This window comes from Nocardia spongicola, assembly GCF_047200775.1.
Taxonomy (GTDB): domain Bacteria; phylum Actinomycetota; class Actinomycetes; order Mycobacteriales; family Mycobacteriaceae; genus Nocardia.
Genome location: NZ_JBJZOO010000001.1, coordinates 33631 through 59160, shown reverse-complemented (window position 1 = coordinate 59160; position 25530 = coordinate 33631). Strand labels below are relative to the sequence as shown.

The window sequence follows — 25530 nt, the reverse complement described above, 5'->3', positions numbered from 1 at the left end:
GCCCGATGACGAGTTAGGCTGGAGGCGTGCTGTACCGGCTGCTGGCCGAGGCCACCGCCATCGCGCATTTCGCCTTCATAGCCTACGTGGTGAGCGGTGGATTCCTGGCGTGGCGACTGCCCCGCACGATCTGGCTGCACCTTGGCGCGGTCTGCTGGGGGGCAGGATCGGTTGTTTTCGGGTTCGACTGCCCGCTGACGTATGTGGAGAACTCGGCGCGGGAGCGCGCGGGCGAGGCACGGCTGCCGTCGAGTGGATTCATCGACCACTACCTCACCGGAGTGATCTACCCAGAGGATGCCCTCGGTCTGGTCCGAGCGCTGGTTGCCCTGGTGGTGGCGGCGTCATGGGTCGGCTACCTACTAGTGCGGCGGCAGGTCACTACGCCCGTCCGGCTGGACGCACCGCACTGACAGCAGACCGGTTTCGCGGGTCGCGGGCGTGAACCGATCAGTTCTTCGTCAGCGGCCGGATGCGGCACGCTGTGGCCGACCTCTGCCCGGCGGAAAACACAGCGTGCGGTAGAGGCTGCCGCCGAGGAGCACAAGGCCGGCAACCACGCCGATCCTGGCGCACGACAGCGGTATCCGTTCTGGTGCTTCGTCATCGCCCAGAGTGAGCCACCGCACTCTGCCGAACTGCGAATCCGCCAGCGCAGCAACTACGCTGAAGCGAGTGAACACGCACGCACGGCTCGTCCACGACTACGAGACCGGTATCGGTGTCACCGGCTCGCCCGTCGCCTCAGGTCCCGATCCAGGAAGCTGTCTCGCTGCGACACTACCGGTCTGGGAATTGGCCGCCGGTTCGGTCGCAGCGTCGGCTGCGGCGGCGAATCGCATACGCGCCGTACACGGTCTTGCCGCGATAACGCACCGTATCGACCCCTCTCGCATCACAGCGGCCTTCTCCAGTGACCGGCTGTTACGCATCGCGGACCGCGCACCGACACAGTTCGCCGATTTATCCGGCTTCTTCCCCACCTTCGACGGATGGGTGCGTACCCACGCCAACTATCCACACCATCGCACTCGGCTGCTCGCCGCACTCGGCTTGCCCGCCTCCACACCGACCGATATCGCCGTTGCCCACATGGCCATGCACCGCGCCTGCGATCTGGAAGATCTCGCCGCGGCCAACGATGCCATCGCGGTCCGGGTCCGGACCGAGACGGAATGGGCCGCCGACCCAGCGGGGCAAGCCGCCGCCTCGGGCCCCTTGGTGGCGATCGAGCCACGCCCCGATCGCGGCGAACCCGGGTTACCTCCTGGTGCGGCGCCACTGCAGCCACTGCGCGGAATTCGCGTGCTCGACCTGACCAGGGTGATCGCGGGCCCGGTCGCGACCAGGACGCTGGCGCTGCTCGGCGCCGAGGTATTGCGGGTCGACCCGCCGCAATTACCCGAAATCCCCTGGCAGTATGCCGATACCTGCCAAGGCAAACGCTCCACGCTGATAGACCTGCGTACCCACGGGATCGACGATCTGCTCACCTCGGCCGATGTGCTGATCACCGGATATCGCCCGGGTGCACTGGCACGTATGGGAGTGCGAACCGATTGCCGTCCTGGTCTCATCCATGGACAGGTGTCCGCCTGGGGCCCGCAGGGGCCATGGGGGGAGCGCCGTGGCTTCGACAGCATCGTGCAAGCCGCCTCGGGTATCGCGATCCTCGAGGGCACCCCCGTGACACCGGGTGCGCTGCCCGCGCAGGCACTCGATCATGCCTCGGGCTACCTGCTCGCCGCGGGGGTGATCGACGCCTTGGCCGCTCGAAGCGAGGACGGTATCGGCCGGAATGTGCGGGTCTCGCTGGCGCGCACCGCGTCCTGGCTGCTCGACGCACCCGACCGCACTCCACGTCACCCCAGGGCCACGGCGCCGAGCCCGGCGGAGACGAACAGGCACGGGCAGGTCGTCACCGCGAAGCCCGCTCTCGCCGAGTATCCGGACTACGCCTGGCCCGCACCCACCTACGGCGCGGAGCAGCCTGCCTGGTTATCGCTTGCGCGCTGACCATCCGGTCCGACACCACGGGCCCGGTGCGCAGTAGCGGCGATACTCTCCGAACTACCCGATATGTCCGTCCTGAGATACCGATCGAGAAGCCGGATACAGCTACTCCACCGTCCGCGCGGTATCGATACCTCGGCGCGGCGACAGTACTGCGACTGACTAGTCTCGTACTATGCGGCAGCAGATCATCGTGGACGTCGATACCGGCATCGATGATTCCCTCGCCTTGCTGTATCTGCTCAGCTCCCGCGAGGCCGAGATCGTGGGGATCGCCGCCACCGCGGGTAATGTGCCCGCGGCCCAGGTGGCGGCGAACAACCTCGCCTGGCTCGAGATCTGCCGCGCACCGGATATCGAGGTCGCGCTCGGCGCCGCCACACCGCTCGCGATCCCGCTGCGCACCACCGAGGACACACACGGACCGCAAGGTATCGGATACGCCGAGCTGCCTCGCTCCGGTCGCGGCCTCTCTCCGCGATCGGCCGCGCAGATGTGGGCCGAGCTGGCCCGCGCCAAGCCGGGCGAGATCATCGGGCTCTGCACCGGTCCATTGACCAACCTCGCTCTCGCCCTGCGGATCGAGCCCGATCTACCGGTCCTGTTGCGCCGCTTGGTGATCATGGGCGGTACGTTCAACCATCCCGGCAACACCACGCCGACCACCGAGTGGAACGTGCACGTCGATCCGGAGGCCGCCAAGGAGGTCTTCGACGCATTCGCCGCCGCACCCGCACAGCGTAGGCCGATCGTATGCGCGCTCGACGTCACCGAGACCATCGAAATGCATCCCGAGCATCTGGTCCGTCTCGCCGAGCGCGCGCAGAGCTTTCCGGTAGAACATGTCTCGGCGGATCAACCGTCAACGGATCGCTCGGTCGCGAGCAATCCGATCATCCGGCACCTCACCGATGCCGTCCGGTTCTACTTCGATTTTCACCACAGCTATGACCAGGGCTATCTCGCCCATATGCACGATCCGTTCGCGGCCGCGGTGGCACTGGATCCGGCACTGGCCCGCCTTCGCCCCGCAACAGTCGATGTGGAATTGACCGGCGCGCTCACCCGCGCCACCACGGTCGCCGACTGGGTGGGCATGTGGGGCAGACCACCCAATGCCGATATCGTGGTGGGCACCGACCCTGAACTGTTCTTCGACCAGCTGATCACCCGGGTCGGCGATTTCGCCCTCACGGTCCACCCGCCGGTCCCACAGGAGGTACCGTGACCGACGATACCGGCTACCTATCCGGTTTCCGCACCAGACTCGGCTTGCCCGGAATCATCGATGTGCACACGCATTTCATGCCCGACCAGGTATTACGCAAAGTGTGGGCGTATTTCGACTCGGCCGGTCCGCTGCTCGGGCGCAGCATACCGGTCACCTACCGAGACGACGAGCAGGTCCGGCTGAAAACCTTGCGCAGCTTCGGCGTCCGCGCATTCACCGCACTGGTATATCCGCACAAGCCGGATATGGCCGCGTGGCTCAACGAATGGACCGCCGATTTCGCCGAACATACCCCGGATTGCCTGCATACCGCGACGTTCTTTCCCGAGCCTGCCGCTGCGGACTACATCGCGACAGCCATCGAGCGCGGAGCCCGCGTCTGCAAAGCACATGTCCAAGTAGGCGGTTACCATCCAGCCGACCCGCTGCTGGATCCGGTATGGGGCCTGCTGGAGGACGCGCAGATCCCGATTGTGATCCACTGCGGCTCCGGTCCCGCGAGCGGGGTGCACACCGGTCCGGAACCGGTAGCCGCTGTGCTACGACGTTTTCCACGATTGCCACTGATCATCGCGCATATGGGAACACCGGAGTACACCGAATTCCTCGACCTGGCAGAGGATTATCCCGAGGTCCGGTTCGACACCACCATGGTGTGGACAGATTTCACCGAGGCGGACGCCCCCTTCCCGAGCCACGAACGGGAAAGACTGCACCGCTTCGCCGATCGCATCCTCTTCGGCAGCGACTTCCCGAATATGCCGCACAGCTACGACCATTCGATCCAAGTACTCGAACGCCTCGCACTCGGTGACCGATGGCTACGCCAGGTCTGCTATCAGAACGCGGCGACCCTCTTCGGCATCGAATAGCCACAGAGACCCCTCGATGGTCCGAATCGGATGGCCGAAGCGATCGGCTACCAGATCTCCGTATGAGCTCCGCCCTCGCCGGCACCGGTGGTGGCCGGTTGGTGTCGCGGGGAGTCCGCCGTCTGTCCCGCTGCTGGTGTTCCCCGGCACTGATTCACCCCACCCGCCCAGCGGATCGCGGCCACTACCATCGCGGACAGCTGGCCACGCACGATCTCCGGTCGACTGCACAGCGCAAAAGACCCGCCCTTCGTCGCCGCCCCGCGCCGTGGCTGAGCACTGGATGCCCACTCGCTGATCCATGGTGTCGGGGATCACATAATACCGGGACCGGTGTCGAACCGGCACTACAGTGGGGGCGAACCACTCCGGGCGACGACTCAGTGGTGCATCCGGGTACAGGAACACAGCAAGGGAGGTGACGGGTGAGCGCAGTCGGCTCCGCGTCCGCACCCGCACTGCTGTGGCGTCCAGGGCCAGCGCGGCGCCAGGCCGGATGGGTGGTGGCGGTGCTGGCCGTGGCCGCGCTGCTGGGACCGCTGCTGCACTGCGGCCTGCTCACCTCCAGCAGCATCCACACTCACGCCGATACTCATGGTCATGCCGATATGACGGTGGTCGAAGCGCTGAGCAGCCATGCCCATGCCAGCGACTCTGCCGATATGTGGTGTGCCCCGCACACCACACAGTGTGTGCCCCAGATGGTGCTGTCGGCGCGGATCGGTGACCCGCTCACGCTCACCTGGTCGGCCGCGCTCGCGGCGACGGCCGTTCTCGCGATGTCTCTGCTGTCGGCAGGTGGCCGCTGGACCCGCGGCCCCCCTGTGCTCGTTACCGTCGCAGCCGGTGGCCGGGAAATCCTGACCCGTTTCTGTATCGCCCGACGCTGATCGGTCAGCGCCAGGCCCGCCTTCATTCGTGCTTGTGGGCCGGTGTCTGCTGCCCGTTCACGTCCCCTTCGGGCCTCTCACCTGTGCGGTGGGCACAGCCCGGATACAGGAAGCAACCTTCGCGAAATGAACAATATGACGCTGCCCGGACTCGTACAGACGTCCGCGAGTTCGGCTGTGGTGCGGGGCCCGCACGCCTTGGTCGGTAATACCCCCGTACTGTGGATCGGTGAGCCGCTGACCCCTCCCGGGCGCGGGTTCTGGGCCAAGCTGGAAGGGTTCAACCCCGGCGGGATGAAGGACCGTCCCGCCCTGCACATGGTCGCGAGCGCCCTCGAACGGGGCGAACTCGCCCCAGGGGCGCGGATCGTGGAATCGACCTCGGGCACCCTCGGCCTGGGGTTGGCGCTGGCCGGTATGGTTCACGGACATCCGGTCACCCTGGTCACCGACCCAGGGCTGGAACCGATCGTGGCCCAGATGTTGTCCGCCTATGGCGCCACCGTCGAGGTCGTGACACAACCGCACCCGGACGGAGGCTGGCAGCAGGCCCGCCGCGATCGTGTGGCCGAGCTACTGTACGCCGAGCCGGGGGCGTGGTGCCCGGATCAGTACTCCAACCCCGACAACGTCGCCGGCTACGAGCCCCTTGCCATCGAGTTACTGGAGCAGCTGGGCGGGATCGATGTGCTGGTGTGCGCGGTCGGTACCGGCGGGCACTCGGCCGGGGTGGCGCGAGTGCTGCGCCGCAGCAACCCCGACCTGATATTGATCGGGGTCGACACCGTCGCCTCCACCATCTTCGGCCAGCCGGTGGGGCCGCGGCTGATGCGCGGACTCGGCTCGTCGATCTATCCGGCCAACGTCGATTACAACGCCTTCGACGAAGTGCACTGGGTCGCCCCCGCCGAAGCGGTATGGGCCGCACGCACCTTGGCCGCCACCCACCACGCCAGCGGCGGCTGGAGCGTGGGCGCGGTCGGGCTTGTGGCCGGCTGGGCCGCCGGCATTCACCCAGACGGGACCCGGATCGCGGCGGTGTTCCCCGATGGGCCGCAACGCTACTTCGACACCGTCTACAACGACACCTACTGCCGAGCCCATGACCTGCTGCTCGATACGCCACCAGCCGGACCTGCCACCGTGAACGATCCCGCCGAGGTGGTGATCGGGTCCTGGACACGCAGCACCCGAGTGCACGACCCGCGCATCCCGGCCACCATCACGACGAGGGGAGATCACACCTGATGGGCCCGATCCGCAGTTTCGGCAGCTTCGATACCCCGGCACGGCTGCTGATGATCAACCAGTTCGGCATCAACCTCGGTTTCTACATGCTCATGCCGTATCTGGCCGGCTACCTCGCAGGCCCGCTCGGGCTGGCAGCGTGGGCGGTCGGGCTGGTACTCGGGGTGCGCAACTTCTCCCAGCAGGGCATGTTCCTGCTCGGCGGCACCTTGGCCGACCGGCTGGGCTACAAACCGCTCATCGTGGCCGGGTGTCTGTTGCGCACCGGTGGGTTCGCGCTGCTGGCCTTCGCCACGAACCTTCCCGCCCTACTGATCGCTTCAGCAGCCACCGGGTTCGCCGGCGCGTTGTTCAACCCCGCGGTGCGCGCCTACCTCGCCGCAGACACCGGGCATCGTCGAGTTGAGGCGTTCGCGCTGTTCAACATCTTCTATCAAGCCGGGATCCTGGCCGGGCCCCTGGCCGGGCTGGCGTTGATGGCGCTGGATTTCCGTGTCACCGCCGCCGTGGCCGCCGCGGTATTCGCCGTGCTCACCGCCGCTCAGCTGGCCGCGCTACCACCCCGGCACGCGGTCACCGACGGGCCAAGGGCCTCGGTGCTCACCGACTGGAGTCTCGTGGTCCGCAACCGCCGGTTCCTGGCCTTCGCCTCTGCGATGATCGGCTCCTACGTCCTGTCTTTCCAGGTGTATCTGGCCTTGCCCCTGCACGCGGGAAACCTCACCACCGCCCACGCCCAAGTGCTTATCTCGGTACTGTTCGTGGTCTCCGGGGTCATCGCGATCGCCGGGCAGCTACGCATCACCGCATGGTTCCGCGCCCGCTGGGGCTCCGGACGCGCCCTTGTGGTCGGCATGGCCATCCTCACCATCGCGTTCGTACCCCTGGTCTCGATCCCGGATACCGAGACGCTGGGCGCACCGATAGCGATCGCCGCGCTGCTGGCCTGCGCCGCGCTGCTGGCGGCGGGCACCGCGGCGGTGTTCCCGTTCGAGATGGACACCATAGTCACCCTCGCTCACGACCGGCTGGTCGCCACCCACTACGGGTTCTACAACACCATCGTCGGGGTCGGAATCCTGGCTGGAAACCTGGCCACCGGTACCCTGCTCGGCGCCGCCCGCCGAGCAGGAGTCGACTGGGCGGTGTGGGCCGGTCTCATTGCTATCGGCGCCGTCTCCACCGCCGCCTTGGCCTGGCTCGACCGCCACCCCCCTCCCGCTGACGACGACCCAGGTAGCGCGCACGCCGATCCCAGTGACCCACTGACCGTCGAGCTGCCCGTGACTACTGCCATACGGTCCGGCTGGGGTCACGGCCACGACGACGATCCGCCCACCGTCGAGCTACCTGTCCCGGGCTTGTCTACCCATGCCCGCTACCGCTCGGATTCGGTCCCGCCGTGGAAGCGGACCGGCCAGTTGCGGTAGGACAGCATGCTGCTCATCCCGCACTGCCCGTGATAAGCATTGTGGCAGCGCCACATCCACTGTCCCGGGTCGGCCGCACCGGAGCCCGCGGCGACGGTGCCACCGGCGGTGGCGATCACGGTGTCCCGGTGTATCGGGCGAACTCCCAGGGTGATCGGGCCGGGATACGACTATAGATCAGACACAACGGATAAGTCACCTCTGCGCTGTAATCACCTGGAGACGCGGGCCTTGGTGCCGCGATGGCCGCTTACACCGCCGCTGAATCCACCGCCACGGCGGCGCCGAGGCCCGCAACCGGGAAATCTCGCCGCGATCGTCCTGCGTCACTCGAACCGAATATGATCGGATCATATCTACCCCCACCCCGTACTTGGATCAGATAGCACATCCCAACAGCAAAAACTTTCTCCAGTTCGAGCATATCTTTACATGTACCCCATAGGGGTATACGATCCGGGCATGTCCAGCGACCACACCACCGTCGGCAGCCACAACCGCTATCACGCCGGTCACCACGACAATTCCCACCCCAGCTCCGGCGACACCCCCGAACCCGACCATCACGGACATGAGGGCCACCAGACACACGCCGGTGATGACCAGGCAGACCACGCCGGGCATGCTGGGCACGACGTGGCCGTGTTCCGGCGCCTGTTCTCAGTGATGCTCGTCCTGGCGATCCCCGTCGTCGCCGCATCGCCGATGTTCGCCGACCTGCTCGGCTACACCGTGCCCGACACCCTGTCATGGGTATCCCCACTCGGCGGCACAATCATGTTCTTCTGGGGTGGGCGCCCATTCCTCACCGGCGCTGTGGCCGAGATCCGTTCCCGTCAACCGGGGATGATGCTGCTGATCGCACTCGCGATCAGCGTCGCTTTCACCGCATCCTGGGGTACGACCCTCGGCATCCTCGCCCACGACCTGGACTTCTGGTGGGAACTGGCACTGCTGATCGTGATCATGTTGCTCGGGCACTGGATCGAGATGCGCTCACTCGGTCAAGCCTCCAATGCCCTGGAATCCCTGGCCGCCCTGCTCCCCGACGAAGCCGAACGTCTCGATAGCACCGGCGCGGTGACCACCGTAGCCACCAGTGAGCTGCAGGCCGGAGACCTGGTCGTGGTCCGGCCCGGCGCCCGTGTGCCTGCCGACGGCACCATCGAGACCGGCACCGCCGATGTCGACGAATCCATGATCACCGGCGAATCCAAACCCGTACGCCGCGCGCCAGGAGACATGGTTGTCGCCGGTACTGTCACCACTGACTCCGCCCTGCGGGTGCGCATTACCGCCGTCGGCGCCGACACCGCCCTGGCCGGCATCCAACGCTTGGTCGCCGAAGCCCAGAACTCCACCTCCCGTGCCCAAGTCCTCGCCGACCGCGCCGCCGCCCTGCTGTTCTGGTTCGCCTCGATCACTGCCGTCATCACCGGTACGGCCTGGCTGATCCTCGGCGAACCCGAGTCCGCGATCACCCGCACCATCACCGTGCTCGTCATCGCCTGCCCCCACGCCCTCGGCCTAGCCATCCCCCTGGTCATCGCCATCGCCACCGAGCGCGCCGCCAAAGCCGGCGTTCTCATCACCGATCGCCGCGCCTTGGAAGCCATGCGCACAATCGACGCAGTCCTGTTCGACAAAACCGGCACCCTCACCCGCGGCGAACCTGCCCTGCTCGACGCCACCGCCACCACCGACATCAGCAACGAGGAAGTGATCGCCCTGGCCGCGGCCGTAGAAGCCGACAGCGAACACCCCCTCGGCCGCGCTATCGTCACCGCCGCCACCGACCGCGCTCTGACCATCCCCGCCGCCACCGGCTTCGCCGCCCGCAACGGCATCGGCGTCACCGCCACCATCGACGGCGCCACCGTCTCGGTCGGCGGCCCCGGACTGCTCGCCGAACACCACCTCGACCCCCTGCCCGGCACCCACACCTGGGCCGAACAAGGCTCCACTGTCCTACACGTACTGCGCGACGGGCAGATCGTCGGCGCGGTCGCTCTCGCCGATGAGATCCGCCCCGAATCCGCCCAAGCCATCCGCGCCCTGCACGCTCAGGGCATCCACGTCGCCATGATCACCGGCGACGCCGAACCCGTCGCCCGCACCGTCGCCGCCCGCCTCGGCATCGACGAAGTCTTCGCCGGCGTCCTACCTCAGGACAAAGGCGTCAAGGTCCAATCGCTCCAAGACGCCGGGCATAAAGTCGCCATGGTCGGTGACGGGGTCAACGACGCACCCGCCCTGGCTCGCGCCGATGTCGGCATCGCCATCGGCGCGGGTACCGACGTCGCCATCGCTTCGGCTGGGGTCATCCTGGCCAGCGATGATCCCCGCTCCGTCCTATCTGTCATCGCCCTGTCCAAGGCCACTTATCGGAAGATGGTCCAGAACCTCACCTGGGCCGCCGGCTACAACATCATCGCTGTCCCCCTCGCCGCCGGAATCCTCACCCGCTGGAACATCACCCTGCCGATGGAAATCGGCGCCCTGCTCATGTCCGCCTCCACTATCGTTGTCGCGGTCAACGCCCAGCTCCTGCGGCGACTCGACCTGCACCCCGACAAAATCCTGCCTGCGGATCCGGCCGGAGATGCGGGGAAAATGCCTCGCACTCAGTGACGAATGGCTACATCGGGTCCGCTGTCAGGACACAGCGCGGCTCTTCGGCATCGAATGACTACGGGGACCACCGCGCCGGTCCGATTCACACGACGCCGCTCCGTCGCCGGTGAGGCCGGATCACCGGCCGTCGAAAGCGCGGAGCAGTTCCTCGGCGGCGAGCGCGGCGGTCAGGGTGCCGTCGCGGACCTGCTTTTCCACCTGCCCTCGAATCGCTTTGACCTCCGGATTGTCAACGAGCCTTCGCAGCAGCTGATCATGAACCATGGTCCAGGTCCAGTCGACCTGCTGGCGGCGGCGCTTCTCCTCGAACTCCCCGGCTTCGGTGAGCACGCGGCGATGCTCCAACACGGTGTCCCAGAACCGATCAAGGCCCTTGCCGGTCAATCCGCTCATGGTCAGCACCGGCGGCTGCCAGAGCGCGTCGTGCGGGTGGATCAGGCGCAGCGCCCCGGCGAGTTCCCGCGCGGCGGCCGCGGCCTCGGTCTCGTGCTTACCGTCGGCCTTGTTCACCGCGACCAAGTCGGCGAGTTCGAGGACCCCCTTCTTGATGCCTTGGAGCTGATCGCCGGTCCTGGCGAGGGTGAGGAAACAGAACACATCGACCATATTCGCGACGGTGACCTCGGACTGCCCCACACCGACGGTCTCCACCAAGATCACGTCGTATCCCGCCGCTTCCAGCAAGACGATGGTTTCGCGGGTCGCCCTGGCGACACCACCGAGCGTGCCCGCAGTGGGGGAAGGCCGGATATAGGCACTGTGTTCCACCGCCAGCCGCGCCATCCTGGTCTTGTCACCGAGGATGGAGCCACCGGTCCTGGTCGAGGACGGATCGACCGCGAGCACAGCGACCCGGTGTCCCTTACCGATCAGATACATGCCGAGCGCGTCGATGAAGGTGGACTTGCCTACGCCGGGCACGCCGGTGATACCGACTCGATGCGAGAGCGGTGCCGCAGTCTTCTCCCCCGGCTCCGGTGTCAGCTTCAGCAGCAGTCGCTGTGCCAGCGCCCTGTGATCGGCTCTGGTCGACTCCACCAGGGTGATCGACCGCGCCAGGGCGGCCCGTTCATTCGCACGGACCGCCGTAGCGAGCTCGTCGACATCGATCGGCCGACGCACCGACACCGGCGCGGTGACCGGCGCCGTCGAATCCGCTTCACTCATTCCGTCACGGCGGGATCCGCGGCGCCGCTGCCGAGCTCGTGTCCCAATACCGCGCCGAGCTCGGTCAGCAGGCCGATCGCCGCCTCCGCGATCACTGTGCCCGGTGGGAAGATCGCCGCTGCGCCTGCCCGGTAGAGCTCGTCGAAATCACCGGGCGGGATCACGCCGCCAACGATGACCATGATGTCGGGCCGCCCGACATCGGCCAACGCCTGCCGCAGGGCGGGCACCAAGGTGAGATGACCCGCCGCCAGCGAGGACACCCCGACGACGTGCACGTCGTTGTCGGCTGCCTGCTGTGCCACCTCTTCCGGAGTCTGGAACAACGGGCCCACATCGACATCGAAGCCGAGGTCGGCGAAGGCCGTGGCGATCACCTTCTGGCCGCGATCATGACCGTCCTGCCCCATCTTCGCGATCAGGATGCGTGGCCTGCGCCCTTCGGCCTCGGCGAACTCTTCGACCAGTTCACTCGCCTCGGTGATGGTGGTGGCCTTTCCTGCCTCATCGCGGTACACACCGGAAAGAGTACGGATCTCGGCCTGGTGGCGGCCATACACTTTCTCCAGTGCATCGGAGATCTCACCGACGGTGGCCTTGGCCCGCGCCGCGTCGATGGCCAGTGCGAGCAGATTGTCGGCCATAGTGCCCCCGGCGGCCGCGGCCGCCCTGGTCAATTCGTTCAGTGCGCGTTCCACCGCGTCCTGGTCTCGGTCGGCCCGGATCTGCCGCAGCTTTTCGATCTGCTCCGCGCGCACCCTGGAGTTGTCGACCTTGAGCACCTCGATCTGCTGGTCCTCGTCGACCTGATACTTATTGACACCGATCACCGGCTGCTGACCGGTGTCGATCCGCGCCTGAGTACGCGCGGCGGCTTCCTCGATACGCAGCTTCGGGATACCGGCACCGATCGCCTGCGCCATACCGCCGTGCGCTTCGACCTCGGCGATATGCGCACGGGCACGGTTGGCCAGCTGATGGGTGAGCCACTCGACGTAGTACGACCCGCCCCAAGGATCGATCGGCCGGGTTGTGCCGGACTCCTGCTGGATCAGCAGCTGGGTATTGCGCGCGATCCGGGCGGAGAAATCCGTCGGCAGCGCCAGCGCCTCGTCGAGCGCGTTGGTGTGCAACGACTGGGTGTGGCCCTGCGTGGCGGCCATCGCCTCCAGGCAGGTGCGGGCGACATTGTTGTAGGCGTCCTGCGCGGTGAGCGACCAGCCCGAGGTCTGCGAATGAGTGCGCAGCGACAGCGATTTCGCGCTCTTCGGGTTGAATGTCGCGACCAGCTCGCTCCACAGCAGACGACCTGCCCGCAGTTTGGCGACCTCCATGAAGAAATTCATGCCGATGCCCCAGAAGAACGACAACCGGGGCGCGAACTCATCGACCGCCATACCCGCGTCGAGACCCGCGCGGATGTACTCGACACCGTCGGCGAGGGTGTAGGCCAGCTCCAGGTCGGCGGTCGCGCCCGCTTCTTGGATGTGATAACCGGAGATGGAGATCGAATTGAACTTCGGCATCTTCGCGCTGGTGTAGGCGAAGATATCGGAGATGATCCGCATCGAGGGTTTCGGCGGATAGATGTAGGTATTACGGACCATGAACTCTTTCAGAATGTCGTTCTGAATGGTTCCGGCCAGCTGCTCGGGTGCGACGCCCTGCTCCTCGGCGGCCACGACATACAGTGCGAGGATCGGCAATACCGCACCGTTCATCGTCATCGAGACGCTGACCTGGTCCAGCGGGATATGGTCGAACAGCTGACGCATGTCCAGGATCGAGTCGATGGCGACACCCGCCATGCCGACGTCCCCCTGTACCCGCGGATGGTCGGAGTCGTAACCGCGGTGTGTCGCCAGGTCGAACGCGACCGAAAGTCCCTTCTGGCCCGCCTGCAGATTGCGCCGGTAGAACGCGTTCGAGTCCGCGGCGGTGGAGAAGCCCGCGTACTGGCGGATGGTCCACGGCTGGTTGACGTACATCGTGGGATACGGCCCGCGGACGAACGGCGCGGTGCCGGGCACGCTGTCGAGCGGATATCCTTCGGCCACAATGGCATCCCGGTCGGCCTTGGTGAACACCGGCGGCACATCGATGCCCTCCGGTGTCGACCACACCAGTTGCTCGGGAGTGTACTGGTTGGCCGCCGCGACCTCCCGCGCATAGGCCGCCGCATCGGCCGCCGCGGGCCGCGGCGTGTGCTCGGCCAGTGGTACCCCGGCGAAACTGCCGATCACGTGTTTGATTTCCCGAGTGGTCATCAGGCTCCCACTTTCTCCAGCAAGCCGGACAGCACAGCAACCGCATCGATATGCGCGTTGAGAATCCCGTCCGGACGCTCCGAGTCGTCCAACTCGGCGACAGACTTCCCCGTGCCGACCAAGAGCACGGTGGTGACCCCTGCCGCGCGTAACCGCTGCATCACCACGCGGGCTTCGTCGACGTAGCGCTTATAGGCCCCGCACAGGACCGCGATCGGTGTGCCTGTTTCGGTCGCCGCTGCGGCGATCCCCTCCGTATCCAACGGGCCGGGATTGACGGCTTCGATCCCCCCGGAGGCCAGCAGGTTCGCGGCATAGCTGACTCGCACGTTGTGTTCGGCGACCGAACCGAGCGGCACCAGCAATGCTTTGGGGCGTTCGCCGTGTTCGGCGAGATAGGCATCGGAGCGGTTGCGCAGATGCTCGAATGCCGCGCCATAGCGACGGGCACCATCCGGCTGCCGCGCTGCCTCGGACAGTGGCCGTTCGGCCAGATTCGGGAATTCGTTCACGCCGGTGACGGCGGTCCTACGATGCGCGATATCGGTATCGCGCGCGGTCTTGGTCGTGGTGATTCGCGCACCGAGCAGGCCGGACTCCAGTGCGGCCGGATAGCCACCGGCCACCTCGATCTCCTGCAGGAACTCCCACGCCTTCGCCGCCAACGCGGCGGTAAGATTCTCGACATACCACGAACCCGCGGCGGGGTCCCGCACATGACCTACATGCGACTCTTCCAGCAGCAACAGCTGGGTGTTACGTGCCATGCGATCGGCGAACGACTGCGAGACGCCGAGCTCACCGGATGGCAAGGCGTCATCGAATGGCAAGACGGTCACGGTGTCGGCGCCACCCACGCCTGCGCCGAACGCGGCGAGGGTGCTGCGCAGCATGTTCACCCAGGGGTCACGCTGGCTCATCATGGGGGCCGAGGTAACCGCGTGCTGCGGCGCACCGCCGAAATCCGACGCTCCGCATACCTGCGCGACCCGCGCCCACAGCTGTCTGGCGGCACGGAACTTCGCGATAGTGGCGAATTGGTCGTCGGTGGCGGCGAACCGGAATTCCACCTGCTCCAGCGCGTCCACGATATCCAGGCCCGCCTCGGTCAGTGAACGGAGATAGGCCAGTCCGGCCGCGACGGCCGCGCCGAGTTCCTGGGCATCCGAGGAACCCGCGTCGTGGAAAACTGTGCCGTCCACGGTGATCGCGCGCACCGTCTCCGGTCTGTCCGCCGCCCGACAGGCAAGGGCAAGGGCCTCGGTGGGACCCACATCGCCGAGAGCGGCGAAACTACTGGTCAACGGTGCCGCACCGAGGGAGACCCTGATGTCCGCACGCGCGGGGACCGAGTAGGCGTCGAGTACGGCGAACACTTGCTCCGCCGCCTCGGTGACGGCGTCGCCCGCGTCCAGGGTGAGCGGAGCCAGTTCGAACAACAGCCCCGCCAGCGCTGCCGGTAACTCCGCCACCGGCACCCCGCGGTCGCCGACACCGAGCCAGAGCGCACTGACCCCGTTCACCAAACCGTCCAGAATCCGGCGGTTGGCCGCCTCGGCATCGCGTTCGCCGATCCGAGCGCCGACGAACCAGCCTCGGTGCACATCTCTGGTGGCGTCGTGCCCGCGGACGAACGGGAACCTTCCCGGAAGCGGCTGCTCGGGCAGCTCGTCATGACGGGTATAGAGTGGCGCGATGGTCAACCCATCGTAGGTGACCTGGTCGAGTAGTCGCTCGGGTTCCGCAGGAGGCGCGGCGGCATCGACGCGATGCGCCTTCGCCAGCACCCCGAGGACGCCCTTACGCCACGCGGCGAACTCGGGCACCGGATCCACTCCGGAATCTGAAGCAATCGGCATAGCTCGCTGTTCCTCTTCCTCGACACGGGCACGCCGCATCTTATGCGCCCGATACCTCACATGCGCCCAGCTCAGCAACTGCTTCGGTTAACGGGCGTTCGTCCCGCTTGCCCCGATGCTAGCGGGCGGCGACCGTCCAGCCGATCCGGACCATCACTACCAACCGGTAACCTATGCGGGTGACCAGGCTGATCCGCAACTGGCGTGTCGTCGCATTCCTCGCCGCCGCGACCGCGGTACTCGGCGCCGCGCTGCTGGTTCCGCTGCCGGACCCGCACCGGATCCAGGAGTGGGCAATCGCGGCGGGCCCGGCCCTTCCCCTACTGTTCCTCCTGGTCTACGCGCTGGTGACGGTCGCACCGATCCCACGCACGGTGTTCACCGTGAGCGCGGGCCTGCTGTTCGGTCCCCTCTTGGGCATCGTACTCGCGGTGATCGCGACAACTATCAGCGCGACGCTGGCGATTCTGCTCGTCCGCGCGCTGGACCGGAACCGGATCGCGGCCCGGCTCACCCATCCCTCGGTGCGCGCTATCGATGAACATCTGGCCCGACGCGGCTGGCTGGCGGTCGGATCGCTGCGGCTCATCGCCGCGGCGCCGTTCTCGGTGGTCAACTATTGCTGCGGGTTGTCGTCGATCCGATTCTGGCCCTATCTGAGCGCCACCATGATCGGCGTACTCCCCGGCACGATCGGCACAGTCATCCTCGGTGACGCGCTCACCGGTACGGCGCATCCGGCGATGCTGGCGGTCTCCGGCTGCTGTTTCGCGATCGGCCTCACCGGGCTGGTCCTCGACACACGATGGAAGATCACCCCAACGGCAACCGCCGAGCCCGCCCCGACAACCAGCTGAGCAGGCTTTTCTCCGACACGGTATCGGAATGGTCGCGGAAGACACACATGCCAGGAATCTTCCGATGCGCCGTGATTCGAACTGCTAGGCTTCGCCTCGATGAAGTTCCGCTGCCGAGAACATGGGTGCCGGGCGATACTGACACAGCCGCGGCGGGCATTGATCGCCACCTCCGGCGCCGTACCCTGCTCAGCACGACCGACCAGCTGAGCACGGGTCGTGAACGGATCGTCGAGCACGCCGAACCGGTTATCGACGATCCGAACTGGATACAGCCGCTAGAACCGGAGTTCGGCGTTCGTGCGGACAGTCGCGGGGTGGGCGAGCAACACTGTCGGCGACCTCGGCGCACGCACCACGGATCCCATCGAGGACAGCCGGACCGATCGTCTTCGGTGCGCAAGCTGAATACGACTACCCAGCGCCTTCGATGAACCTGGTCCGCGGTGCCTGCCGTGGTCGGTGACCACCCTCCACAACACCCGGCGTCACGATCGACACGGCGCACGTCCTTACCCGGTGCCGAGCTCGGGTGCAGACACTCTTCGGTATCCGATCTAGATGCCATGGGTATTCCAAATCGCAGGGAGGATCGAATCGTGAGGAGCCGGATACTCAGCGCGGCAGCAGCTTTAGCCGGAAGTCTTGTGATAGTCGCCGGTGGGGCACTTTCCGCACCGCATGCCTGGACGCAGCCGCCCGCGGAAGACGCGGCCGTCGACGCCGCCTTCTATATACCTCCCGCACCGCTGCCCGCGGGAGCGCCGGGCACCATCCTCCGTGCCGAGCCGGCGCGGCTGGCACTGTCGGCCCCAGGACAACCCGGCGCGATCCCCTCGTCCGCGACGCGCATGATGTACCTCAGCAGTGATACGCACGGCGCGCGGACCGCGGTAGTCGGCATGTACCTGGAGCCGCAGCGCCCCTGGAACGGTCCGGGAGAGCGCCCACTGATCGCTTATGGTGTCGGCACCAAGGGCCAAGGCGACAACTGCGCGCCCTCGAAACTGTTGTCCGAACTCGTCGATTACCGGCCCCCGTTCGACGTGATCGTCGAATACGACGTGCTGGCGATCTATTCTCTACTCGCCCGCGGCATGGCAGTAGCGGTAACCGACTACAACGGTCTCGGCACCCCCATGATCCACGACTATCTCAACCGGAAAGCGCAAGCGTATGCGCTGATGGATGCCGCGAGGGCCGCACTGCAGTTGCCCGGCGCAGGCAATCCCGGCACCCCGGTCATCTTCTACGGATACTCCCAGGGTGGTATGGCCTCCGCCGGCGCGGCCGAACTGCAACCGAGCTATGCACCGGAACTGAATGTGCGCGGTGCCTACATCGGCGGCCCAGTGGTGGACGACGAGTACTTCATCGGCTTCAATGACGGCCGAGCCGATATCGCACCCGCCTTCGCCTGGATTCTCAACGGTATCGCCGCCGACTATCCGGAAACCCGCCCGGCACTCGATGCCGAACTCAACGATATCGGCAAGGCGATCCTGGAAGAATCACGGAACAAATGCGCCGTCCCGGCCGGGTTGGCTCAGCAATATCCGCATACCTCGCAGTGGACTACCAGCGGGCAACCGATCACCGAGGTGATCGATCGGACCCCGGTATTGCGGGACGCGTTCGCAGCGCAGCGGGTCGGCACGATCACCCCGGCGATGCCCGTATTCATCTCTTCCGCCATGAATGACCAGGGAGCACCGTATGTGCCCATCCGGGGCATGGCCGCCAATTGGTGCGGTGGCGGCGCGACCGTACAGCTGGACGCGAACGCGGTGATCCCTCCGCTTTCCGGTCTCACGGGTACTCATGTGCTGGCTTTCTTCCCGGCACTGGCGGCCTCGCAACAGTGGGTGACCGATCGGCTTGCCGACCGGCCTGCCCCGAGCAACTGCACGGCTCTGCCCTGATCGTGGGCGAGTGGCCGATTCCGATACCGGTGGTATCGGAATCGGCCGCATATCGTGGGGCGGAGTAGCAGTGAAGTAATAGCCGTCACGCGGGCGTGATTCCACGTTTTCCTGGCACGATACTCGCGGCGCGGGCCGGTCACGATGGCCCGCGCCGGCCGCTGCGCCTACCGAGCCGATCGCGGAGACCCGGCCCGCCGGAGTGAGCTTCGGCAGCGAACACAGCCGAGATATCCAGCCATTAGCGATGGCTACACCATGGCAACTTCAAATAAACCAAGCTCATAGCCATATTTATAGGTAAATAGGAACCCATGAACGAGATCAGCTATCCTAGAGCTACAACATTCGGTGCAACTGTTTCGGCAGCACTCTCGCTCGATCAGGTGCTTCTACCAGTCGACCAGTGAGACGGACCGCTATGACGATCTTCAAAGATTCGCAAGCGCGCGATCCCAAACGCTATCTGTGGATTCTCAGCTTGATCGCCCCCGCCTGTGCGCTACTACCTTCACAACTGGTCGCGCACACCGGCCTGGAACTGTTCTGGTGGATCGGTCCGATCATTGTGCTCGGGGTGATCCCCCTCCTGGACTGGTTCATCGGAGACGACGGGAGCAATCCACGGGACGAGGACTATGAGGCACTGGCCAACGATCATTATTACCGTTGGTGCACTTACCTTTTCCTGCCGATGCAGTTCATCGGCCTGCTCATCGCCGGCTATCTCTGGGCCGACGACGCCTTGAGCCTGGTCGACAAACTAGGGTTGGCGGTAACACTGGGGTTCGTATCCGGTATCGGTATCAACGCCGCTCACGAACTGGGGCATCGAGCCGAGCATCTGGAACGCTGGCTGGCGAAAATCGCGCTGGCGCAGTCCGCTTACGGGCATTTCTTCGTCGAACACAACCGCGGACACCACGTCCGTGTCGCTACTCCCGAAGACCCGGCAAGCGCCCGGTTCGGTGAATCGCTGTGGGAATTCTTTCCACGCACCATGATCGGCGGGTTCCGCTCGGCCCTGATCCTGGAACGCGAACGCCTGGCCAACAAAGGAAAGCGCTGGTTCTGCCGAGATAATCATCTCCTACAGGCATGGGCGATGAGTGCGGCCTTGTTCGGCACCATGATCCTGGCCTTCGGACCCATGGTGATCCCGTTTCTCGCGCTCCAGGCATTGATCGGCGCCGGGCTGCTGGAAACGGTGAACTACGTCGAACACTACGGACTACTGCGCCCGCGCCGCCCGGACGGCCACTACCTGCGGTGCACACCGCGCGACAGCTGGAACAGCGACCGTCTGGTCACCAATATCTTTCTCTTCCATCTACAACGCCACAGTGACCACCACGCGAACCCCGGTCGCCGATACCAGACCCTCCGTAGCTCGGATAAAGCACCCCAACTGCCCGCAGGCTACGCCACCATGGTGGTGCTGGCAGCCATCCCGCCACTATGGCGCGCGGTCATGGACCACCGGGTGCTGGCCCACTACGGCGGCAACGTCATGCTCCTCAACTTGAAGCCGAGGACCAAACGGCCTCGCGCCTACATCGAAGAACCCACCGGGTACGTTCCTGCCGAATGAGCACGGGTATCGGCCCGTGGCCGATACCAGGCCCGCTCCCAACGCGACGCTAGCGATCTTTCTTCTTGGCGCAGGTCAGCAGGATTACCGCGGCGACAAGCGGAATCACGACGGCGACCAGAAAACGATGCTGCCACGGCAATTCCGGTACCGAAACGACGACCAGTGCGGGCGGCAACAGAACCGCCCCGCAAAGGGTGAGCATCCGGATACTCTGGCGCTGGGTGGTATCCAGCAGGGCCGTCACAGATCGCTGCAGATAGCGGACTTTATCGTGCATAAGGCTCGCATACTGTCCTACCCCATCGATATCGGTGAGCAGGAGGTCGATCGGACCATCCAGCTCCCCCTGCCCGGCCGGCGTCCCTGCCCTCAGGTGACGAGTGGCGCGAGCCAGTTGCCACTGAGTCTTTCGAGTGCGTGAGATGACCTGCTCGACGGCGTTCATCCGCAGGAGCGTGACACCAAGACCCCCTTCGCCCATCTCGTGATCCCGCCGATCGGCAGCGCAGGCCGCCGCATCGATCTCACTGTTCATCGTCTCCAGCGCGTCACCGGCATGCTGGATCACCCGCTCCGATGCCTCGTTCAGCGCCCAGAGCAGCGCGTACATCACACCGTAGGTGGAACCGGCGAGCGCGGGCCTGCGGCACATCATAGTGATCGCCTTATCGAACGGGAGGAAATGCTCGGATGGCTGGAGCGTCACAAGGAACTCGCTGCCGAGGGCGAAGACGATCGTTTCGTGCTCGACGGTCTCGCCGCGCTCGTAACAGGCGACCACCGGCAGATAGCGGAAGTTACCTGCCGCCCCGCCCTCCTCGCGTATGGCGGTGAAGTCGACGCCGAGCCGTTCCCTGAGCACAGCCGCGGTATCGATGTCCTTCCTGGCCAGAGGAATCCAGTGTTGCTGCAGCACTTCGGTGTCGAAACGATCGGCAGCCGCGGTGTCGAGGAACGTTGTCATCAGCTACCTCCGGGAACAACGGAGCGGGCAGCCGGCACGGAAGCGATCAGCTGCGGCACGGGATGCACTGCAGTATAAGGATTTTCAACTTGCTCTAGCACGGTGTCCATAGTGGAGGCTCCAATACTTACTACTCGTTCGGGATGAGGCTTCCCCTCCGGATGGACGAACACACCAGAGGGGAGGCCGCAGACTGCGACCTGACCACTGCCGGTCGCGCCACGGGTAAAGGACCACACAAGGCAGGCCCGGATGCGGCATCTTCCAGCCGAAGAACGGCGGGTACGCAAGCCGTGCGGGCGAGCGGCCGAGCTGATACGGCTAGCGCTCCACTCGCCTGTACGGATCAAAGACGCATCAGCGCAACCGGTTTCGCGAGAGCGGCAGGGCTGTAGAGGTCGATACTGTCAGCCGGCATCTGCCGCTCACCTCGTTTCGCTGGTCGGATGGCGCACGAATTGCGCCATCCACCATTAGTAATCCGCCGATCGGGGTGCGTCAATGAGAAGAGCAAGTATTCGGCGATATGTCACCTGAGAGAAATACAGTCGGGGCATCAGGCCGAAAAATGAGTAACAGCAAGTTCTTTCGCATGTGAAACCGTACTGCACGGACGGTGGTCGCCGACTGCGGCAGCAACCGCGGCATCGGCGGCGGCCACGGTATGCCGAGCAGGCGCGAGGAACCGCTGCGCGGCCTCGGTGAGATGTACCGAGTTGCCGCCGCGCTGGGACAGCATGGCGGCGAGCAGGGATTGCAATCGTGCGATCCGCTTGGACAGCGCCTGCTGGGAAATAGCGAGTGTCGCAGCCGCTTGCCCGAAGTGCAGCTCCTCGGTGACACGAATAAAGGCACGTATCCGCCCCACGTCGAGATCTACGCCTCCGACCATAGGTGACTCGTCGGGATTTCCTGCCTGCTGTCGGCTCACGGGGGTGGTAGGCAGGTTGCATACTGAGCAGCCGTCCTACCGACAGGGAGGAACACGATGAACGCCAGCGAGTTCGCCGCTACCCAATGGACGCGTGCCATCAGCATGGGAGTCGACCCCCACGAGTACCGGCGCGTCACCGACAGCCTCACCGGTATCGCCGACTGGGGTCCGGCCTTCGCGCACACCGCACACGCCTACCTGGAGCGCGCGGAGAACGCGGGATCGTCCCGCTCGGCGGGCGAATATCTGCTGATGGCGGCACGGTGGTTCCGCCTGGCCACGCTGGCGCCATACGCGGAAGCACACCATGCCGCCGCCGAGGCTGACCGTGCCTCCGGCAGAGCGCTCACCGTGCTGGAGCCCGATGCCAGGAAGATCAGCGGTGCGGGATTCACCGGCTGGCTGCGTGGCCCCGCCGACGCACCAGGCACCGTGATCGTCATCCCCGGCCTCGACTCGGCCAAGGAGGAGTTCCTCGACCTGGTATCCGCACTGCTGGCCAGAGGCCTGGCCGTGTTCGCGATGGACGGCCCAGGGCAGGGAGCGCTCGCGGCCACAACCCACCTCGAACCGAACTACGAGCGGGTCGTCGGCCGGATCATCGACGCCATCGGAATCGCACGCGTCGGGCTCGTCGGGCTCAGCCTCGGCGGCTATTTCGCGGCACGGACCGCCGCGCTGGAACCACGGGTGGCGGTGGTCGCGACCGTCAGTGGCCCTTTCCATCTCGACTGGGAGCAGTTGCCCGCGCCGATACGGGACATCATCATCCAGCTCACCGGAGGGGTCGAGGCGGCACGTACATTCACCGCCGCCGTCGACCTCGCCGCCCTCGTACCACGCATCACGGCGCCACTGCTGATCGTGGACGGTGCGCAGGACACCATCTCCGGCGTGACGAACGGCGAGTCCATGGCCCGGCTCGCACCGCACGGCACCTACCTGTCGGTACCCCACGGTGACCACCTTCTCGGCAACGCGCGGCCCGACTGGCTGCCCCACCTCAGCGACTATGTCGCCCGCGCGCTGATCGGAACACCGATATGAACCGCTTCACCAGTCCGGCACAGCCCAATGCCGTGCTCAGTACAGCCACCGGCGGTCACCGGGTCAGGATCTCGTCGTCGACAGTGGCCTGTTCAGAGCGGTACCTGCTGGATCACCGGCTCGGCGCGAGCGCACCGAGCCACGCTGACGACAGCGTGAGCAACACGCGCTCAACCAACCATGGGTAACGCTTCTCGGTAGACATACACGGCCGCGAACGCGAGCAGGCCCCCCCGTATCCCTTTCTCGAACCCACGATAAGCCGGAAACACATCCGGGCCGACCCCGAAGGGCCGGCCCGGAATCGCCATACGGCTCAGCCGAGGTCGAACCGGTCGTTGTCGACCACCTTGACCCACGCCGCGATGAAGTCGTTCACGAACTTCTCCGCCGCGTCGTGCTGTGCGTACACCTCGGCCACCGCACGCAATACCGAGTGCGATCCGAAGATGAGATCGTTGGCGGTGGCCGTCCACTTGGCCTTGCCGGAGGACCGGTCGGAACCTTCGTAGACATTCTCCGCCGACTCGGACGGTTTCCACTCCGTGTTCTGGTCGAGGAGGTTGACGAAGAAGTCGTTCGTCAACACCCCGGGCCGGTCGGTGAACACGCCATGGCTGGTGCCACCGTAGTTGGCTCCCAAAGCGCGCATACCACCGATGAGCACTGTCAGTTCCGGTGCGGTCAGGTCCAGCATGTACGCCCGGTCGAGCAGCAGGCGCTCCAGCGGAGCTTTCTCACCGGTCCGCGCGTAGTTACGGAATCCGTCGGCACGCGGTTCGAGCACCGCGAACGACTCCACATCGGTGTTCTCCTGCGGCGCGTCCGTCCGTCCCGGCGCGAAGGGCACTGTGCGAGCGTACCCCGCGTCCGCGGCTGCCTTCTCGACCGCGGCGGACCCGGCCAGGATGATCAGATCGGCAAGCGAGACCTGCTTACCACCGGAGGCCGAGCTGTTGAAGTCCTGCCGGATCTGCTCGAGCACCGGAAGCACCTTGTCCAGCTCGGCAGGCTCGTTGACCTCCCAGTTCTTCTGCGGCTCCAGCCGGAGGCGAGCGCCGTTGGCGCCACCGCGCTTATCGGTGCTACGGAAGCTCGCCGCCGCTGCCCAGGCGGTCTTGACCAGCTGCGCAATGGAAAGGCCTGACTCGAGGACCTTGCTCTTCAGGGCCGCGGTATCCGATTCGTCGATCAATGCGTGGTCGACGGCGGGAACCGGGTCCTGCCACAGCTGCGGCTCGGGAACCCACGGCCCGAGGTAGCGGCTGATCGGTCCCATATCGCGGTGCAGCAGCTTGTACCACGCCTTGGCGAACTCCTCGGCCAGTTCCTCGGGATGGTCCAGCCAGCGACGGGTGATCTCCCGGTAGGTCGGGTCTTCCCGCAGCGCCAGGTCCGTGGTCAGCATGGTCGGGTTACGCGCGGGACCGTCGAAGGGATCCGGGATGGTGCCCGCGCCCGCACCGTCCTTCGCCTGCCACTGCCATGCTCCGGCAGGGCTCTTTGTCAGTTCCCATTCGTAGCCGTACAGATTCTGCAGAAAGCTGTTACCCCATGCGGTCGGAGTGGTGGACCAGACCACCTCCAGACCGCTGGTGATGGCATCCTTCCCCTTGCCGGTGCCATAGGCGCTCTTCCAGCCGAGGCCCTGCTGTTCGATCGGAGCTGCTTCCGGTTCTGGACCGACCAGCTCGGCATCGCCTGCACCGTGGGTCTTACCGAAGCTGTGACCACCGACGATCAGGGCGGCGGTCTCCACATCGTTCATCGCCATCCTGGCGAACGTCTCACGGATATCCCGTGCCGCGGCCACCGGATCCGGCCTGCCGTTGGGCCCTTCCGGGTTCACATAGATCAAGCCCATCTGGACCGCGCCGAGCGGGTTCGCCAGTTCCCGGTCGCCGCTATAGCGCTCATCACCGAGCCAGGTGTCCTCCGGACCCCAGTAAACCTCTTCCGGCTCCCAGATATCCGGGCGACCGAAGCCGAAACCGAAGGTCTTGAACCCCATCGACTCCAAAGCCACATTGCCTGCGAACACCAGCAGGTCGGCCCAGGAGATCTTGGCGCCGTACTTCTGTTTGACCGGCCACAGCAGCCGGCGAGCCTTGTCCAGGCTGGCATTGTCCGGCCAGCTGTTGAGCGGCGCGAAGCGCTGGGCGCCCTGCCCACCACCACCTCGGCCGTCGGCGATGCGGTACGTACCCGCCGCATGCCAGCTCATCCGGATGAACAGGCCCCCGTAATGACCGTAATCGGCGGGCCACCAGTCCTGCGATGTCGTCATGAGCGCCGTCAGATCGGCCTTCAGGGCATCGACGTCGAGTTTCCGGAATTCCGCGGCGTAATCGAAATCCGCACCAAGCGGATTGGCCGTGGACGAGCGAGCGTGCAGCATCGAGACATCGATCTGCTCCGGCCACCAGTCCTTATTACTGCGGGGGCGACGATCCGTCTTCACGGTCGGAGACGGGATGGCCGGATTCTCGCTCTCGCTCGCGCTCTGCGTGCTGGTGTCGGGGTTGGGTGGGCGGCTATCGGATGACACAGCATTCCTTCCTGAATAAGTGATGCGATGCGATCAGGTATGCGATTGGCGAG

Annotated in this window: 19 protein-coding genes; 12 read left to right on the top strand and 7 right to left on the bottom strand. The window is 65.7% G+C overall.

The features are described 5' to 3' along the window. Positions 1–26 precede the first annotated feature (26 nt). The 7 genes from ACL02S_RS00265 (at position 27) to ACL02S_RS00235 (ending at position 7684) form a co-directional block, all read left to right on the top strand. The gene (locus ACL02S_RS00265) at positions 27–413 is read left to right on the top strand and encodes a DUF2784 domain-containing protein (protein WP_412800177.1); all 387 of its coding nucleotides are present in this window, start codon (positions 27–29) and stop codon (positions 411–413) included. Between the two features lie 262 nt (positions 414–675). Then, a complete protein-coding gene (locus ACL02S_RS00260) occupies positions 676–2016 on the top strand; it encodes a CoA transferase (protein WP_412800176.1) in 1341 nt (446 codons plus the stop codon). 172 nt (positions 2017–2188) lie between these two features. After that, on the top strand, positions 2189–3241 hold the full coding sequence (locus tag ACL02S_RS00255; protein ID WP_412800175.1) for a nucleoside hydrolase: 1053 nt from the start codon (positions 2189–2191) through the stop codon (positions 3239–3241). Further along, positions 3238–4116, top strand: coding sequence for an amidohydrolase family protein (locus tag ACL02S_RS00250; RefSeq protein WP_412800174.1), 879 nt, complete (start codon positions 3238–3240; stop codon positions 4114–4116). The genes ACL02S_RS00255 and ACL02S_RS00250 overlap by 4 nt, the downstream gene beginning before the upstream one ends. Before the next feature lie 425 nt (positions 4117–4541). Continuing rightward, positions 4542–5006 (top strand): putative copper homeostasis (lipo)protein LpqS, encoded by a 465-nt coding sequence (gene lpqS, locus ACL02S_RS00245; protein WP_412800173.1) that lies wholly within the window; start codon positions 4542–4544, stop codon positions 5004–5006. Between the two features lie 135 nt (positions 5007–5141). After that, positions 5142–6254: a PLP-dependent cysteine synthase family protein gene (locus tag ACL02S_RS00240; RefSeq protein WP_412801062.1), complete on the top strand. Its 1113-nt coding sequence runs from the start codon at positions 5142–5144 to the stop codon at positions 6252–6254. After that, complete coding sequence (locus ACL02S_RS00235; RefSeq protein ID WP_412800172.1) at positions 6254–7684, top strand: MFS transporter; 1431 nt, start codon at positions 6254–6256, stop codon at positions 7682–7684. Before ACL02S_RS00240 ends, ACL02S_RS00235 begins: the two co-directional genes overlap by 1 nt. Here ACL02S_RS00235 and ACL02S_RS00230 read toward each other — a convergent pair. Continuing rightward, positions 7633–7818, bottom strand: a complete 186-nt coding sequence (locus ACL02S_RS00230; protein WP_503129042.1) for a multicopper oxidase domain-containing protein — start codon at positions 7816–7818, stop codon at positions 7633–7635. The genes ACL02S_RS00235 and ACL02S_RS00230 overlap by 52 nt on opposite strands. 328 nt (positions 7819–8146) lie before the next feature. Here ACL02S_RS00230 and ACL02S_RS00225 point away from each other — a divergent pair, with 328 nt between their 5' ends. After that, on the top strand, positions 8147–10315 hold the full coding sequence (locus ACL02S_RS00225; protein WP_412800170.1) for a copper-translocating P-type ATPase: 2169 nt from the start codon (positions 8147–8149) through the stop codon (positions 10313–10315). A gap of 120 nt (positions 10316–10435) precedes the next feature. Here ACL02S_RS00225 and meaB read toward each other — a convergent pair whose 3' ends face one another. From meaB to ACL02S_RS00210, 3 genes are read right to left on the bottom strand one after another with little or no spacing between them, the layout of a single operon-like run. Next, entirely contained in the window at positions 10436–11485 is a 1050-nt protein-coding gene (meaB, locus tag ACL02S_RS00220; protein WP_412800169.1) for a methylmalonyl Co-A mutase-associated GTPase MeaB, read from the bottom strand. After that, positions 11482–13752, bottom strand: coding sequence for a methylmalonyl-CoA mutase (gene scpA / locus ACL02S_RS00215; RefSeq protein WP_412800168.1), 2271 nt, complete (start codon positions 13750–13752; stop codon positions 11482–11484). Before scpA ends, meaB begins: the two co-directional genes overlap by 4 nt. Continuing rightward, on the bottom strand, positions 13752–15611 hold the full coding sequence (locus tag ACL02S_RS00210; RefSeq protein ID WP_412800167.1) for a methylmalonyl-CoA mutase family protein: 1860 nt from the start codon (positions 15609–15611) through the stop codon (positions 13752–13754). The genes scpA and ACL02S_RS00210 overlap by 1 nt, the downstream gene beginning before the upstream one ends. Before the next feature lie 179 nt (positions 15612–15790). On the opposite strand from ACL02S_RS00210, the gene ACL02S_RS00205 reads away from it, so the two are divergent. The 3 genes from ACL02S_RS00205 (at position 15791) to ACL02S_RS00195 (ending at position 19981) form a co-directional block, all read left to right on the top strand. Further along, on the top strand, positions 15791–16468 hold the full coding sequence (locus tag ACL02S_RS00205; protein WP_412800166.1) for a TVP38/TMEM64 family protein: 678 nt from the start codon (positions 15791–15793) through the stop codon (positions 16466–16468). 599 nt (positions 16469–17067) lie between these two features. After that, positions 17068–18390: a lipase family protein gene (locus ACL02S_RS00200; protein WP_412800165.1), complete on the top strand. Its 1323-nt coding sequence runs from the start codon at positions 17068–17070 to the stop codon at positions 18388–18390. A gap of 421 nt (positions 18391–18811) precedes the next feature. Further along, positions 18812–19981, top strand: a complete 1170-nt coding sequence (locus ACL02S_RS00195; protein WP_412800164.1) for an alkane 1-monooxygenase — start codon at positions 18812–18814, stop codon at positions 19979–19981. Between the two features lie 49 nt (positions 19982–20030). On the opposite strand, the gene ACL02S_RS00190 is transcribed toward ACL02S_RS00195, so the two are convergent. Beyond that, a complete protein-coding gene (locus ACL02S_RS00190; protein ID WP_412800163.1) occupies positions 20031–20948 on the bottom strand; it encodes a CorA family divalent cation transporter in 918 nt (305 codons plus the stop codon). 556 nt (positions 20949–21504) lie between these two features. Further along, a complete protein-coding gene (locus tag ACL02S_RS00185; protein WP_412800162.1) occupies positions 21505–21840 on the bottom strand; it encodes a LysR family transcriptional regulator in 336 nt (111 codons plus the stop codon). A gap of 96 nt (positions 21841–21936) precedes the next feature. Here ACL02S_RS00185 and ACL02S_RS00180 point away from each other — a divergent pair, with 96 nt between their 5' ends. Next, on the top strand, positions 21937–22929 hold the full coding sequence (locus ACL02S_RS00180; protein ID WP_412800161.1) for an alpha/beta hydrolase family protein: 993 nt from the start codon (positions 21937–21939) through the stop codon (positions 22927–22929). 316 nt (positions 22930–23245) lie between these two features. Here the strand turns inward: ACL02S_RS00180 and katG are convergent, their stop codons facing one another. After that, a complete protein-coding gene (gene katG / locus ACL02S_RS00175; RefSeq protein WP_412800160.1) occupies positions 23246–25477 on the bottom strand; it encodes a catalase/peroxidase HPI in 2232 nt (743 codons plus the stop codon). Positions 25478–25530 lie beyond the last annotated feature (53 nt).